The 14,269-nt window shown below is 69.7% G+C and carries 16 protein-coding genes and 1 pseudogene; 5 read left to right on the top strand and 12 right to left on the bottom strand.

The genetic code is table 11. The features are described from left to right. Positions 1–12: 12 nt before the first annotated feature. The gene (locus tag ACIOWN_RS03260; protein ID WP_362355506.1) at positions 13–738 is read left to right on the top strand and encodes a 5-formyltetrahydrofolate cyclo-ligase; all 726 of its coding nucleotides are present in this window, start codon (positions 13–15) and stop codon (positions 736–738) included. Here ACIOWN_RS03260 and ACIOWN_RS03255 read toward each other — a convergent pair. From ACIOWN_RS03255 to ACIOWN_RS03200, 12 genes are all read right to left on the bottom strand, one after another. After that, positions 716–1,141: a hypothetical protein gene (locus tag ACIOWN_RS03255; RefSeq protein ID WP_362355508.1), complete on the bottom strand. Its 426-nt coding sequence runs from the start codon at positions 1,139–1,141 to the stop codon at positions 716–718. The genes ACIOWN_RS03260 and ACIOWN_RS03255 overlap by 23 nt on opposite strands. 532 nt (positions 1,142–1,673) lie before the next feature. After that, the gene (gene dapD / locus ACIOWN_RS03250) at positions 1,674–2,663 is read right to left on the bottom strand and encodes a 2,3,4,5-tetrahydropyridine-2,6-dicarboxylate N-succinyltransferase (protein ID WP_362355510.1); all 990 of its coding nucleotides are present in this window, start codon (positions 2,661–2,663) and stop codon (positions 1,674–1,676) included. A 110-nt stretch (positions 2,664–2,773) separates the two neighbouring features. Beyond that, positions 2,774–3,325, bottom strand: a complete 552-nt coding sequence (locus ACIOWN_RS03245) for a TetR family transcriptional regulator (protein ID WP_362355512.1) — start codon at positions 3,323–3,325, stop codon at positions 2,774–2,776. Beyond that, positions 3,325–3,645 carry a multidrug efflux SMR transporter gene (locus ACIOWN_RS03240; RefSeq protein ID WP_362355514.1) on the bottom strand — a complete coding sequence of 107 codons (321 nt, stop codon included), beginning with the start codon at positions 3,643–3,645 and terminating at the stop codon, positions 3,325–3,327. The genes ACIOWN_RS03245 and ACIOWN_RS03240 overlap by 1 nt, the downstream gene beginning before the upstream one ends. A 150-nt stretch (positions 3,646–3,795) precedes the next feature. Beyond that, positions 3,796–4,128 carry a metal-sulfur cluster assembly factor gene (locus tag ACIOWN_RS03235; protein WP_100569477.1) on the bottom strand — a complete coding sequence of 111 codons (333 nt, stop codon included), beginning with the start codon at positions 4,126–4,128 and terminating at the stop codon, positions 3,796–3,798. After that, a complete protein-coding gene (sufU, locus tag ACIOWN_RS03230; RefSeq protein ID WP_100569478.1) occupies positions 4,125–4,592 on the bottom strand; it encodes a Fe-S cluster assembly sulfur transfer protein SufU in 468 nt (155 codons plus the stop codon). Before sufU ends, ACIOWN_RS03235 begins: the two co-directional genes overlap by 4 nt. A 16-nt stretch (positions 4,593–4,608) precedes the next feature. Then, complete coding sequence (locus ACIOWN_RS03225) at positions 4,609–5,865, bottom strand: cysteine desulfurase (protein WP_362355516.1); 1,257 nt, start codon at positions 5,863–5,865, stop codon at positions 4,609–4,611. Further along, positions 5,862–6,626, bottom strand: a complete 765-nt coding sequence (gene sufC / locus ACIOWN_RS03220) for a Fe-S cluster assembly ATPase SufC (RefSeq protein WP_100569480.1) — start codon at positions 6,624–6,626, stop codon at positions 5,862–5,864. Before sufC ends, ACIOWN_RS03225 begins: the two co-directional genes overlap by 4 nt. 7 nt (positions 6,627–6,633) lie before the next feature. Continuing rightward, a complete protein-coding gene (locus ACIOWN_RS03215; RefSeq protein ID WP_100569481.1) occupies positions 6,634–6,957 on the bottom strand; it encodes a non-heme iron oxygenase ferredoxin subunit in 324 nt (107 codons plus the stop codon). Beyond that, a complete protein-coding gene (gene sufD / locus ACIOWN_RS03210; RefSeq protein ID WP_362355519.1) occupies positions 6,954–8,174 on the bottom strand; it encodes a Fe-S cluster assembly protein SufD in 1,221 nt (406 codons plus the stop codon). Before sufD ends, ACIOWN_RS03215 begins: the two co-directional genes overlap by 4 nt. Before the next feature lie 80 nt (positions 8,175–8,254). After that, positions 8,255–9,676, bottom strand: a complete 1,422-nt coding sequence (gene sufB / locus ACIOWN_RS03205; protein WP_358732630.1) for a Fe-S cluster assembly protein SufB — start codon at positions 9,674–9,676, stop codon at positions 8,255–8,257. Next, a complete protein-coding gene (locus tag ACIOWN_RS03200; protein WP_362355521.1) occupies positions 9,673–10,434 on the bottom strand; it encodes an ArsR family transcriptional regulator in 762 nt (253 codons plus the stop codon). The genes sufB and ACIOWN_RS03200 overlap by 4 nt, the downstream gene beginning before the upstream one ends. Before the next feature lie 161 nt (positions 10,435–10,595). Between ACIOWN_RS03200 and ACIOWN_RS03195 the strand changes: the two are divergent. From ACIOWN_RS03195 to ACIOWN_RS03180, 4 genes and pseudogenes are all read left to right on the top strand, one after another. Further along, positions 10,596–11,407, top strand: a pseudogene (locus ACIOWN_RS03195) (aminoglycoside N(3)-acetyltransferase). Positions 11,408–11,438: 31 nt separating this feature from the next. Continuing rightward, entirely contained in the window at positions 11,439–12,362 is a 924-nt protein-coding gene (locus ACIOWN_RS03190) for an ABC transporter ATP-binding protein (RefSeq protein WP_362355523.1), read from the top strand. Positions 12,363–12,421: 59 nt separating this feature from the next. Continuing rightward, positions 12,422–13,138, top strand: coding sequence for an ABC transporter permease (locus tag ACIOWN_RS03185; RefSeq protein WP_362355594.1), 717 nt, complete (start codon positions 12,422–12,424; stop codon positions 13,136–13,138). Positions 13,139–13,183: 45 nt separating this feature from the next. Further along, positions 13,184–14,191, top strand: coding sequence for a COX15/CtaA family protein (locus tag ACIOWN_RS03180; RefSeq protein WP_362355596.1), 1,008 nt, complete (start codon positions 13,184–13,186; stop codon positions 14,189–14,191). Positions 14,192–14,269 lie beyond the last annotated feature (78 nt).

Below are 14,269 nucleotides of genomic sequence, written 5' to 3'. Positions count from 1 at the left end.
AAGGAGACACCGGTGGCAGCCAACTCCCTGGACCGCGCCAAGCAGGCGGTACGCACGCAGGTCTGGGACGCCCTGACCGCCGCCGACGCCGTCCACGACCCCTCCGTCCACGGCCGCATCCCTCACTTCAAGGGCGCCGAGGAGGCTGCGGCCCGACTCGCGGGGCTCCCGGCCTGGCAGCGTGCGAGTGTCGTCAAGGCAGTGCCGGACAAGGCCCAGCTTCCGGTTCGGGCACGGGCCCTGGAGGAGGGCAAAACCGTCTACATGGCGGTGCCGAAGTTGGCCACCCTCAAGCCCTTCTACCTCCTCGACCCGGCCCGCCTCACCGTCCCACCCGCCGAGGCTGCAGCCAGCCGCACCGCCGCCACGATCGCCCCCACCGTCGAGGTCGACGCCCTCCGACCGCTGGACCTGATCATCCTCGGCAGCGTCGCCGTCAACCGCGACGGCGCCCGCATCGGCAAAGGAGCCGGCTACTCCGACATCGAGTTCGCCCTGCTCACCGAGGCCGGCCTGGTGACGCCGGAGACCATCGTCGTCACCACCGTCCACGCCCTCCAGGTGACCGAAACCCCGATCCCCACCACGGAGCACGACGTCGCGGTCGACGTGATCGTGACCCCCGACGAGACCATCGCCTGCCCGAACCCTCACCGCCCGTCGGGAGTTGACTGGTCGGCCCTCACGGCAGAGAAGATCGCCGCAATCCCGGCACTCATGGCTCGGCAGGGCGCCTGACGAGGAATCGCCCTTCGAAGGACCGCTCAATCAGACGGAGATCATCCAACTTCCGCCACTGCCGCGAGACCGTGGCGCTCGCCGAGCCGTCGGTAGCGAAGCTCAAGCCGCTGGCGCGCCCCCACGTCTCAGCGCGCTCGGTCACGCTGAAGTCATCACCCGACGTGACGGCGTATATCAGCAGCAAGAGGTCCAGTGCCCGCTCGTGGCACATCAGTTGACACAGAGGCCCCGGCTTCTGGCGCAGGGTCGGGCCGTCCTCGGTGTCCCGAACGAAGGCGCGACAAATGAGCACCGTACGGTTGGTTCGCTGCGAGCGATTGAGCAGCCACTCGATCGTCTCGGCCTGCGTGAGGGATACTTCGTTCGCAGAGGTGGCTCGGAGTGCGGAACGTCGCGTCATGCGGGCCAGTTTGCGGTACGCGACCCGTGCTGGGCGGCCAAGTACCGCCGCCCTCGGGAACCCGCCCTGCCCTCCGTCCGGGTCTATAACCACCAATGACGCCTAGAACCCCCAATATTATCTCTGGCCGTTTCCGATCAGCCGGAACATGACTGGTCAGCAGTGACATTGGGCTTTTGATCTTTAACGTTTGAGATAGCGATCTTTGTGCTCTAGAGGGGGCTATCTTGCTTATCTCTGGCCAAGGTCGTTATCGGTAGTGAGCAGGTTTCGTTAGCGGGTCCCATGGTCACGGTCCATCCACTGCACTCCTGGATCAGATCGCCTCGGGAAGCCGCCCTGGGGACTGTGGTCAATCGACGGGGGCATGAGCCGATGTCTCGCCCAGAGGAAGCAGTGAGCGCCCTCCCCGGGGCCGTCCTCGGGCCGTGGAAGGGCGCTCAACGATGACCAACGCCGACAACTGCCGACAGCTCTGCAGGAGGTCAGGACGTTGATCGACAAGGCGGGTGCAAGTCACGACCGCCCATGGTCAGTTGTGGCTGTGCAGGATCTCGTTCAGGCCGTCCCATACCGCGTTGTTCGGGCGGGCCTCGACGGCGCCGGTGACCGAGTTGCGGCGGAAGAGGATGTTGGAGGCGCCGGACAGCTCGCGTGCCTTGACGATCTGGCCGTCGGGCATCGTGACCCGGGTGCCGGCGGTGACGTACAGACCGGCCTCGACCACGCACTCGTCGCCGAGCGCGATCCCCACGCCCGCCTCGGCGCCGACCAGGCAGCGCTCGCCGATCGCGATGATCACGTTGCCGCCGCCGGAGAGGGTGCCCATGGTGGAGGCGCCGCCGCCGATGTCGGAGCCGTCGCCGACCACGACACCCGCGGAGATGCGGCCCTCGACCATGGAGGTGCCGAGGGTGCCCGCGTTGAAGTTGACGAAGCCCTCGTGCATCACGGTGGTGCCCTCGGCGAGGTGCGCGCCGAGCCGCACCCGGTCGGCGTCGGCGATGCGGACGCCCTTCGGGACGACGTAGTCGGTCATGCGCGGGAACTTGTCGATCGAGGTCACCTGGAGGTGCAGGCCCTCGGCGCGGGCGTTGAGCCGCACCTTCTCGATGTCGTCCACGGCGACCGGGCCGAGCGAGGTCCAGGCGACGTTGGCGAGGTGGCCGAAGATGCCGTCCAGGCTCTGGCCGTGCGGCTTGACCAGCCGGTGCGAGAGCAGGTGCAGACGCAGGTAGACGTCGTGCGCGTCGATCGGCTTCTCGTCGAGCGAGGCGATGACCGTACGGACCGCGACCACCTCGACGCCCCGGCGCGCGTCCGGTCCGATCGCCGCGGTGGCACCCTCGCCGAGCAGCTCCGCGGCCCGCTCGGCGGACAGCCGCTCGCTTCCGGCCGGGCCGGGCTGGTCCGTCAGCTCGGGGGCGGGGAACCAGGTGTCGAGAACGGTGCCGTCGGCGGCGATCGTGGCGAGTCCGGCGGCCACGGCGCCGGTGGTGCGGGGGACAGTCGTGTCGGTCATAGAAGGAAACCTAACGTGAGGCGGGGCGCACCGGCGAACCGGTGCGGTGGACGTCTCATGTGCCGGTCAGGGGCCCGCGCGGGAGGCTGCGCGGCGGGTGTGCCGCCGGGTCAGGCGTCCGCGGGCGGCGGGATCATCCGCCTCAGCATCTCGCGCGCGTAGCCCTCGTCGTAGGGGGTGCCGGTCAGCAGCACCTGGAGGCAGATGCCGTCCATCAGGGCCACCAGGGCGCGGGCGGTGGTCGGGTCGGTGCGGCGGGAGAGCAGGGCCGCGACGTCCTCGGCCCACTCGGCGGCGACGGGGCGGAGCGCGGGACGGCGCAGGGCGGCGAGATACAGCTCGTACTCCAGCTCGACCCCGGTGCGTTCACCGTCCAGCCACTCCCCCATCCAGCCCGCGAGCGCCTCCGCGAGGTCGGTGCGCGGGTCGTCGAGGCCGCCGCGCGCGGCGATCACCTTGGCGAAACCCTCGCTGGCCTGCCCGAGTGCCGCGACCATCAGCTCGTCCAGCGTCCGGAAGTGGTAGGTCGTGGAGCCCAGCGGTACGTCCGCCTCCGCGGCCACCGTGCGGTGGCTCAGTCCGGCCAGGCCCTTGGCGCCCACCACGCGCAGCGCCGCGTCGATGATCCGCTGCCGCCGCTCCGGGTCGTACCGCCGGGCCATCAGTGGGCCCCGCCCAGGCTGAGGACGACCACTCCGAGGATGATCAGCCCGATCCCGGCGACCTTGGCGAGGCCGAGCCCCTCCCCGAACAGCATCAGACCGAGCGCGGCGACGGCCGCGGTGCCGATGCCGGACCAGATCGCGTAGGCGGTGCCGATGGCCACGGTCTGCAGGGTCCGGGCGAGCAGCACGAAGGAGAGGACGTACCCGACGACGGTCACCAGCGAGGGCCCGAACCTGCTGAAGCCGTCGCTGTACTTCATGGCCGTCGTGGCCGCGACTTCCGCGGCGATGGCCCCGGCGAGCAACACGTATCCCATGGGGCGAGCGTATCCACCGATGTGTACGGCCGTACACATCGAACGGGTCATACGGTCATGTGATCACGTGATCACTTGGTCATGACGCACTGAAACGGCGAACGGCGAGGTCCGAGTGGACCTCGCCGTTCGCCGTTGTGCTCGTTGATCTCAGACGTTGAAGCCGAGCGCCCGCAACTGCTCGCGGCCGTCGTCCGTGATCTTGTCGGGGCCCCACGGCGGCATCCAGACCCAGTTGATGCGCAGCTCGTTGACGAGGCCGTCCGTGGCGGACTTGGCCTGGTCCTCGATGACGTCGGTGAGCGGGCAGGCCGCGGACGTCAGGGTCATGTCGATGGTCGCGATGTTCGACTCGTCGACGTGGATGCCGTAGATCAGGCCGAGGTTGACGACGTCGATGCCCAGCTCGGGGTCGACGACGTCCATCAGGGCCTCGCGGAGCTCCTCCTCCGAGGCCGGCTTCATCTCCACGGTCTCGCTCATGCGGTCTTCCTTTCGGCGTCGGCGCCGCTCAGCGCCTGGGCCGTCGCGTCCTTCCAGGCCATCCAGCTCAACAGGGCGCACTTGACCCGGGCCGGGTACTTGGACACCCCGGCGAACGCGACCGCGTCCTCCAGGACGTCCTCCATCGCGTCGTCGGGTTCGATCCGGCCCTTGGACTGCATCAGCTCCAGGAAGGTCTCCTGGATCCTCTGCGCCTCGGCCAGCTCCCTGCCGACGAGCAGTTCGTTCAGTACGGAGGCCGAGGCCTGGCTGATCGAGCAGCCCTGGCCCTCGTACGAGACGTCCTTGATCGTCGTGCCGTCGTACTTCACGCGGAGGGTGATCTCGTCGCCGCACGTCGGGTTCACATGGTGCACCTCGGCGTCGCCATCCCTCAGACCACGCCCGTGCGGGTTCTTGTAGTGGTCCAGGATGACTTCCTGGTACATCGAATCCAGCTTCATGCGATCGTTCGTCCCGTCAGCCGAAGAAGTTCCGTACGTGCTCCAGGCCGTCCACCAGTGCGTCGATCTCGGCCGGCGTGGAGTACAGATAGAACGACGCCCGCGTGGTCGCAGGAATTCCGTACCGCAGGCACACCGGCCGTGCGCAGTGGTGGCCCACACGCACCGCGATGCCCTGTTCGTCGAGGACCTGGCCCACGTCGTGCGGGTGGATGTCACCCAGCGTGAAGGAGATCGCCGCGCCCCGGTCCTCGGCCGTGGTGGGGCCGATGATCCTGAGGTCGGGGACCTCCGCCAGCCGCCGCACCGCGTACTCCGTGAGCGCGTGCTCGTGGGCGAGGATCTTGTCCATCCCGATCGAGTTCAGGTAGTCGATCGCCGCGCCCAGACCGACCGCCTGCGCGATCGGCGGGGTGCCCGCCTCGAACTTGTGCGGGGCGGGGGCGTACGTCGACGAGTGCATCGACACGGTCTCGATCATCTCGCCGCCGCCGAGGAACGGAGGCAGGTCCTCAAGGAGCTCCTGGCGGCCCCAGAGCACACCGATGCCGGTCGGGCCGCACATCTTGTGGCCGGTGAACGCCACGAAGTCGGCCTGGAGTGCCTGGACGTCCAGCGGCATGTGCGGCGCCGCCTGGGAGGCGTCGACGCAGACCAGCGCGCCGACCTCCTGGGCGCGGCGCACTATCGCCTCGACCGGGTTCACGGTGCCGAGGATGTTGGACACCAGCACGAAGGAGACGATCTTCGTCTTCTCGGTGATGACCTCGTCGATGTTCGACAGGTCGAGGCGGCCGTCATCGGTCAGGCCGAACCACTTCAGCTTCGCACCCGTGCGCTGCGCCAGCAGCTGCCAGGGAACGATGTTGGAGTGGTGCTCCATCTCGGTGATGACGATCTCGGTCTCGTGGTCCACCCGGTAGGGCTCCTCGGCCCAGCCGAGCATGTTGGCCACGAGGTTGAGCGACTCGGAGGCGTTCTTGGTGAAGATCACCTCGTCGCGGCTCGGCGCGTTGATGAACGCGGCGACCTTGTCGCGCGCGCCCTCGTACAGCGCCGTGGCCTCCTCGGCGAGCACATGCACACCGCGGTGGACGTTGGCGTTGTAGCGCTCGTAGTACTCGCTCAGGGCGTCCAGCACCTGGCGCGGTTTCTGCGAGGTCGCCGCGTTGTCCAGGTACACGAGCTTCTGGCCGTCGTGGACCAGCCGGTCCAGGACGGGGAAGTCCTTGCGGATCGCCTCTGTGTCGAGGAGGCCCGGCAGCTGTGTCACGCGGATGCGCCACCCTTCACGTATGCCTCGTAGCCCTCGTTCTCCAGCTTGTCCGCGAGCGCGGCGCCGCCCGACTCGACGATCCGGCCGCCGGCGAACACGTGGACGTGGTCGGGCTTGATGTAGCGCAGGATGCGCGTGTAGTGGGTGATCAGCAGGGTGCCGACCTGGCCGCTCTCGCGGACCCGGTTCACGCCCTCCGACACGATGCGCAGGGCGTCGACGTCGAGGCCGGAGTCGGTCTCGTCGAGGATCGCGATCTTCGGCTTGAGCAGCTCCAGCTGGAGGATCTCGTGCCGCTTCTTCTCACCGCCGGAGAAGCCCTCGTTCACGTTGCGCTCGGCGAAGGCCGGGTCCATGGAGAGCCGCTCCATGGCCTCCTTGACCTCCTTCACCCAGGTGCGCAGCTTCGGCGCCTCGCCGCGGACGGCGGTGGCGGAGGTGCGGAGGAAGTTGGAGACCGAGACGCCGGGGACCTCGACCGGGTACTGCATGGCCAGGAACAGGCCCGCGCGGGCGCGCTCGTCGACGGACATCTCCAGGACGTCCTCACCGTCGAGGGTGACGGAGCCGCCGGACACGGTGTACTTGGGGTGGCCCGCCAGGGCGTAGGCGAGGGTCGACTTGCCGGAGCCGTTGGGGCCCATGATGGCGTGCGTCTCGCCCTGCTTCACGGTGAGGTCGACGCCCTTGAGGATCTCCTTCGTGGCGTTGTCGGCCTCGACGGTGACGTGCAGGTCTCGGATTTCAAGCGTTGCCATGGGTGCCTCAGGACTCCTGGGTGAGGGAGACGAGCACGTCGTCCCCTTCGATCTTTACGGGGTATACGGGGACAGGGCGCGTCGCGGGAAGCGCGTCGGGCTTTCCGGAACGGAGGTCGAAGCGCGAGCCGTGCAGCCAGCACTCGATGTGGCAGTCGTCGACCTCGCCCTCGGAGAGCGAGACGTTCGCGTGGGAGCAGATGTCGTTGATGGCGAACACCTCCCCCTCGGTCTTCACGACCGAGACCGGCGTGCCGTCGAGTTCCACCCGCTTCGGGGTGTCCTCCTCCAGCTCGCTCAGCCCGCAGACGCGTACGAAGGTGTGGGTCATCCGACCGCCGCCTCCAGCTCCTCCTCGATCTTGGCGATGAGGCGCTCCTCGATGTCCTTGACACCGATCTGCTGGACCAGTTCGGCGAAGAAGCCGCGGACCACCAGACGGCGGGCCTCCTGCTCCGGGATGCCGCGGGCCATCAGGTAGAAGAGCTGCTCGTCGTCGAAGCGGCCGGTCGCGGAGGCGTGCCCGGCGCCGACGATCTCGCCGGTCTCGATCTCCAGGTTCGGCACGGAGTCGACACGGGCACCGTCGGTGAGCACCAGGTTGCGGTTCATCTCGTAGGTGTCCGTGCCCTCGGCCTTGGCCTCGATCAGCACGTCACCGATCCACACCGCGTGCGCGTCGTCGCCCTGGAGGGCGCCCTTGTAGGCGACGTTCGACCTGCAGTGCGGGGTGTTGTGGGTGACCAGGAGGCGGTGCTCCTGGTGCTGGCCCGCGTCGGTGAAGTACAGGCCGTACAGCTCGGCCTCGCCGCCGGTGCCGGCGTAGGTGACGCGCGGGCTCAGGCGGACGAGGTCACCGGCGAAGGTGACGACGACCGACTTGAAGGAGGCGTCCCGGCCGATCAGCGTGTTGTACTGGGCGACGTGCACGGCCTTGTCGTCCCAGTCCTGGATGGAGACGACGGTCAGCTTGGCGCCGTCGCCGAGCAGGAAGTCGACGTTGGCGGCGAGTACCGCGTCACCGGTGTGGTCGATGACGACGACGGCCTCGGCGAAGGCCCCGAGTTCGATGACCTGGTGGCCGTAGGCGACCCCGTCCTGGCCGTGCACCGCGATGCGGATCGGCTCGGTCAGGACGGCCTCCTTGGGCACGCTCACGACCGAGGCCTTCTCGAAGGCGGAGTAGGCCTGGGCGGCGACGCGGTCCACCGGGGTGCCGGCCTTGCCGAGCCGGGCGTCGTCGCGGCCGACGGTCTCGACGGTGACACCGTCGGGGGCCTGGACGTCCACCTTGACGCCCTCGCCGGTGGCGGTCGCGGTCCCGTCGTGCAGACCGCGCAGCCGCTCCAGCGGGGTGAAGCGCCATTCCTCCTCGCGACCGTGCGGGACCGGGAAGTCCGCGACGTCGAAGGAGGGCGGCGCGCTCATGCGCGTGGCGACGGTCGACTCGGCGGCGACCGCGATCTGGCCGGCGGTCGTCGAACCGACGGATGGGGGTCCCCCCGCCCGAGCGAGTCCGAGGGTGGGGGAGTTCTGGGCCTCAGCCATGGCTGTCGTATTGCTCGCTTTCTTGCGTATGGGCTACGGCGGACTGCGGGCCGGCGATTCGCGCCGGCCCGGGTCGGTGCTTAACCGACCGCGCCCTCCATCTGCAGCTCGATCAGCCGGTTGAGCTCCAGCGCGTACTCCATGGGCAGCTCCTTGGCGATCGGCTCGACGAAGCCGCGCACGATCATCGCCATCGCCTCGAACTCGCTCAGACCACGGCTCATCAGGTAGAAGAGCTGGTCCTCGGAGACCTTGGAGACGGTCGCCTCGTGGCCCATGGACACGTCGTCCTCGCGGACGTCCACGTAGGGGTACGTGTCGGAGCGGGAGATGGTGTCCACGAGCAGCGCGTCGCAGAGCACGTTGGACTTGGAGCCCGCGGCGCCCTCGCCGATCTCGACCAGGCCGCGGTAAGAGGTACGGCCGCCGCCGCGCGCCACCGACTTGGAGACGATGTTGGACGAGGTGTTCGGCGCCATGTGGACCATCTTGGAACCGGCGTCCTGGTGCTGGCCCTCGCCCGCGAAGGCGATCGACAGGGTCTCGCCCTTGGCGTGCTCGCCCATCAGGTAGACGGCCGGGTACTTCATCGTCACCTTGGAGCCGATGTTGCCGTCGATCCACTCCATGGTCGCGCCCTCGTAGGCCACGGCGCGCTTGGTGACCAGGTTGTAGACGTTGTTCGACCAGTTCTGGATGGTCGTGTAGCGGCAGCGGGCGTTCTTCTTGACGATGATCTCGACGACCGCGCTGTGCAGGGAGTCGCTCTGGTAGATCGGCGCGGTGCAGCCCTCGACGTAGTGCACGTAGGCGCCCTCGTCGACGATGATCAGGGTCCGCTCGAACTGGCCCATGTTCTCCGTGTTGATGCGGAAGTAGGCCTGGAGCGGGATCTCCACGTGGACGCCCGGCGGGACGTAGATGAAGGAGCCGCCGGACCACACGGCGCTGTTCAGCGAGGCGAACTTGTTGTCGCCGACGGGGATGACGGTGCCGAAGTACTCCTTGAAGAGCTCCGGGTGCTCCTTCAGGGCGGTGTCCGTGTCGAGGAAGATGACGCCCTGCTCCTCCAGGTCCTCACGGATCTGGTGGTAGACGACCTCCGACTCGTACTGCGCGGCGACACCGGCGACGAGGCGCTGCTTCTCCGCCTCGGGGATGCCGAGCTTGTCGTACGTGTTCTTGATGTCCTCGGGCAGGTCCTCCCAGGACTGCGCCTGCTTCTCCGTGGAACGCACGAAGTACTTGATGTTGTCGAAGTCGATCCCCGACAGGTCCGAGCCCCAGTTCGGCATGGGCTTCTTCTCGAAGAGCCGCAGGCCCTTCAAGCGCAGCTTGGTCATCCACTCCGGCTCGGACTTCTTCGCCGAGATGTCGCGGACGACCTCCTCGTTCAGACCGCGCCTGGCAGAGGCGCCGGCCGTGTCGGAGTCGGCCCAGCCGTATTCGTACTTGCCCAGGCCCTCGAGTTCGGGGTGGGCAGTCTCCGTGGGGAGAGTCATGCGGGGTTCCTCCCGGCCGTGCTTGCGGATGCGTTCTGGCTTTGGTGATCGGTCTGGGAAATCTTGGGGATGAACGTCGTGCAGACGCCGTCGCCGTGCGCGATGGTCGCCAGTCGCTGGACGTGAGTACCCAGCAGCTCGGCGAAGATCTCCGTCTCCGCCTCGCACAGCTGCGGGAACTGCTCCGCGACATGCGCGACCGGGCAGTGGTGCTGGCAGAGCTGCTCACCCCGCTGCGGGAGGGGCGCGCTGCGCGCCGTAGCAGCGTACCCGTCCACGCTCAAGGCCTTGGCCAGCGCTTCGGTGCGCTGGTCGGGTGTGACGGCCTCGACCGCCTCGCGGTACGCGCTCGCCTGCGCGGCGATCCGGGCCCGGGCGAAGGCGGCGACCGCCTCCGGCCCGCCCTCCCGCTCGGCGATCCAGCGGAGCGCGTCCACGGCGAGCTTGTCGTACGACTGGTCGAAGGCGTCCCGGCCGCAGTCGGTGAGCGCGAAGACCTTGGCGGGCCGGCCGCGCGTCCGCGCTCCGTACACCCGCTGCTCCCGCGCGGCGACCACGTCGTCGGCGGCCAGGGCGTCCAGGTGGCGCCGTACGGCGGCCTGGGTGAGTCCCAGCCGGCCGGCCAGCTCGGCGACGGTCGACGGGCCGTGGTCCAGGATGGACCGCGCGACCCGGTTGCGCGTGGAACGCTCCCCGGTTGCGAACTCCTCCTGCGGGGCCCCCGTGGGGGTCTCCCGAACCTCGCCGACGTTTTTCACAACGCCATTGTTGCGTAATTCCTCACGGACTGACAAGCGGCCTTGATCCGGATGGGCGGTGCCCTGCGTCACTTAGGCAAACCTAATCCGACCTGCGGAAACGATCTCCGGTCGATCAAACGGGTGGCACCCTCCGGGGCGATGCGCCAGACTCCCCGACCATGCCCACACCGTCGCCGACCGGCCCGCTCGTCACCCGGGACACGATCGCCGAGGGACTGCGCGACCTCGGCGTGCGCCCCGGCGAGACCCTTCTCGTCCACTCCTCCCTCAGTTCGCTCGGCTGGGTCTGCGGGGGCCAGGTCGCGGTCGTCCAAGCACTGCTCGACGCGCTCGGTCCCGACGGCACGCTCGTCGTCCCCACCCACTCCGGCGACCTCTCCGACCCGGCGCGCTGGAGCAGACCGCCGGTGCCCGAGGCGTGGTGGGACACCATCCGGGCCGCGATGCCCGCCTACGACCCCCGCGTCACCCCCTCCTTCGGGGTCGGGGTGATCCCGGAGACCGTGCGCACCTGGCCGGGCGCCTGCGCAGCGCTCATCCGGACGCCTCGTTCGCCGCGATCGGCCCGCGCGCCGCGGAAGTCGTCGACGGGCACGCCGCCGACTGCCGGTTCGGCGAGCGGAGCCCGCTCGGACGGCTGGAGGCGCTCGGCGCCCGGGTGCTGATGCTGGGCGCCGGATACGGCTCCTGCACCTGCTTCCACCTGGCCGAGTACCGGATCCCGGCGCCGCTCGCCCGGGAGGGCAGGCCGGGGCCGCGCGGCTGGGAGGTCGTCACCGACGTGTCCGTCACCTCCGAGGGGTTCGAGGAACTCGGACACGACTTCGAGCGCGACCGGCCGGTGGTCCGCGGCACGGTGGGCGCCGCACGGTCGCGGCTGTTCCCGGTGGCGGACGCGGTGGCGTACGCGCAGCGGTGGCTCGCGGTGCATCGGCCCCGGGAGGATGACTTCCCTCACCCGGCCGCCTGAGCCGTCCGGCGCGTCCCTAGACTTTGGCCTCATGCGAAGTGAGCCCGTGGTCCAGGTCCAGGCCTTGGTGAAGCGGTACGGCACGAAGACCGCGGTGGACGGCCTCGACCTGGTGGCCCGGGCGGGCGTGACCGCCGTACTCGGCCCCAACGGCGCGGGCAAGACGACGACGGTCGAGACCTGCGAGGGGTACCGGCGGCCGGATTCCGGCACGGTGCGCGTCCTGGGCCTCGACCCCGTGAGACAGTCCGCGCAGCTCAGGCCCCGTATCGGCGTGATGCTCCAGTCCGGTGGCGTGTACTCCGGCGCGCGGGCCGACGAGATGCTGCGGCACGTCGCCGGACTGCACGCCCACCCGCTGGACGTGGACGCCCTTATCGAACGGCTCGGGCTCGGAGGCTGCGGGCGGACCTCCTACCGCCGGCTCTCCGGCGGCCAGCAGCAGCGGCTCGCGCTCGCCATGGCCGTCGTCGGGCGGCCCGAACTGGTCTTCCTCGACGAGCCGACCGCCGGACTCGACCCGCAGGCCCGCCGGGCCACCTGGGACCTGGTGCGCGACCTGCGCGCCGATGGCGTCTCGGTGATCCTCACCACGCACTACATGGAGGAGGCCGAGCAGCTCGCCGACGACGTCGCGATCATCGACGCCGGCCGGGTCGTCGCCCACGGCTCCCCGGAGGAGCTGTGCCGCGGCGGCGCCGAGAACACCCTGCGCTTCACCGGCCGCCCGGGACTCGACGTCGCCTCCCTGCTCAAGGCACTGCCCGCCGACTCCTCGGCCGCCGAGCTGACCCCGGGCTCCTACCGCGTCGCCGGCAAGGTCGACCCGCAACTGCTCGCGACCGTGACGTCCTGGTGCGCCCAGCACGGCGTGATGCCGGACCGCATCTCGGTCGAGCGGCACACGCTGGAGGACGTCTTCCTGGAGCTGACCGGCAAGGAGCTGCGCTCGTGACCACCACCACCGCCACCGGTACGTACGCCCCGAAGCCGGGCGCGGCCCCGCTGACCCGCATGATCGCGGCGCAGGCGGCGCTGGAGACGCGGATGCTGCTGCGCAACGGGGAGCAGTTGCTGCTGACCGTCGTCATCCCGACGCTGCTGCTGGTGCTGTTCAGCTCCGTGGACATCGTCGACACCGGCTCCGGCAGGGCCGTGGACTTCCTCACCCCCGGTGTCCTCGCGCTCGCCGTGATGTCGACCGCGTTCACCGGGCAGGCCATCGCGACCGGCTTCGAGCGGCGCTACGGCGTGCTGAAGCGGCTGGCCGCCTCGCCGCTGCCGCGCTGGGGGCTGATGACCGCCAAGACGGCCTCGGTGCTGGTCACCGAGGTGCTTCAGGTCGTGCTGCTGACCGTGATCGCCTTCGCGCTCGGCTGGTCGCCGCACGGCAACCCGTTCGCCGTGCTGCTGCTGATGGTCCTCGGCACGGCCGCCTTCTCCGGTCTCGGCCTGCTGATGGCCGGGACCCTGAAGGCGGAGGCCACGCTGGCCGCCGCCAACCTGGTCTTCCTGCTGCTGCTGGTCGGCGGTGGGGTGGTCGTGCCGCTGGACAAGTTCCCGCCCGTCGCCCAGGACGTGCTCGGCCTGCTGCCCATCTCGGCGCTCTCCGGCGGGCTGCGGGACGTGCTCCAGCACGGCGCCGGGATGCCCTGGGGCAACCTCGCGATCCTCGTCGTCTGGGCGGTGGCGGGTCTCGCGGCCGCCGGGAAGTTCTTCCGTTGGGAGTAGGGCGCGATGGACCCTCGTGAAACCATGCACAAGCGGGCGCCTACGATGGAACGCGTGCCGAACCTGACCCGCGCCGACGCCATGAGCGCCGCGCGCAACCCGCTCGCCCTCATCGCCGAACGCTGGACCCCGCATCCGAGGACCGTCCAGCGGGCGGCCCTGTCCGCGCTGGTGATGGCGGTGGTCATCGTCGTCACCGGCGGCGCCGTCCGCCTGACCGGCTCGGGCCTCGGCTGCCCGACCTGGCCCACCTGCACGGACGATTCGCTGACCACCACCCGCGAGATGGGTGTGCACGGCGTGATCGAGTTCGGCAACCGGATGCTGACGTACGTGCTGTGTGCCGCCGTGGGCTGGGCGATCGTCGCCGCGCGCGCCCAGAAGCCGTGGCGGCGCAGCCTCACCCGGCTGGGCTGGGCGCAGTTCTGGGTGGTCATGGGCAACGCGGTGCTCGGCGGCATCGTCGTCCTGGTGGGCCTCAACCCGTACACCGTCGCGGCGCACTTCCTGCTCTCCTCGGCGCTCATCGCGGTCGCCACGGTGATGTGGCAGCGCACCCGCGAGGGCGACGCCGAGCCGCGTCCGCTGGTCGGCAAGCCGATCCGGCAGCTGGTCGGGTTCCTGGTCCTCGCGAGCGTGCTGCTGATCGCGGTGGGCACGGTGGTCACCGGTGCCGGGCCGCACGCGGGCGACTCCCAGGAGGTCTCCCGCATTCCGATCGACTGGCAGACGGTCGCCAAGCTGCACGCCGTGCTGGCGTGGATCGTGATCACGCTGACGTTCGCCCTGTGGTTCATCCTCAAGGCCGTCGACGCGCCGCGGGGCCCGCTGGCGCGGACCCGTGAACTGTTCCTGATCCTGCTGGGTCAGGGCGTCGTCGGCTACGTCCAGTCCTTCACGCATCTGCCCGAGGCCCTCGTCGGCCTGCACATGCTGGGCTCGTGCGTCATGTGGATCTGGGTGCTGCGCGTGCTGCTGTCGCTGCGTGAGCGGCCGGAGGCCGTGGCCGATCTGCCGGGTCCCGCCACCGAGGCGACGCTGGCGAAGGCCTGAGACCGAACGGGCTCGGCGGGGTGTCCGGGGTTCGCCCCGGACACCCCGCCGAGCCCGTTCGCATCGCCCTGCGGCCCC

Source organism: Streptomyces sp. NPDC087787, from assembly GCF_044743035.1.
Classification (GTDB): Bacteria; Actinomycetota; Actinomycetes; order Streptomycetales; family Streptomycetaceae; genus Streptomyces.
This window is presented reverse-complemented; position numbering and strand designations above follow the sequence as displayed.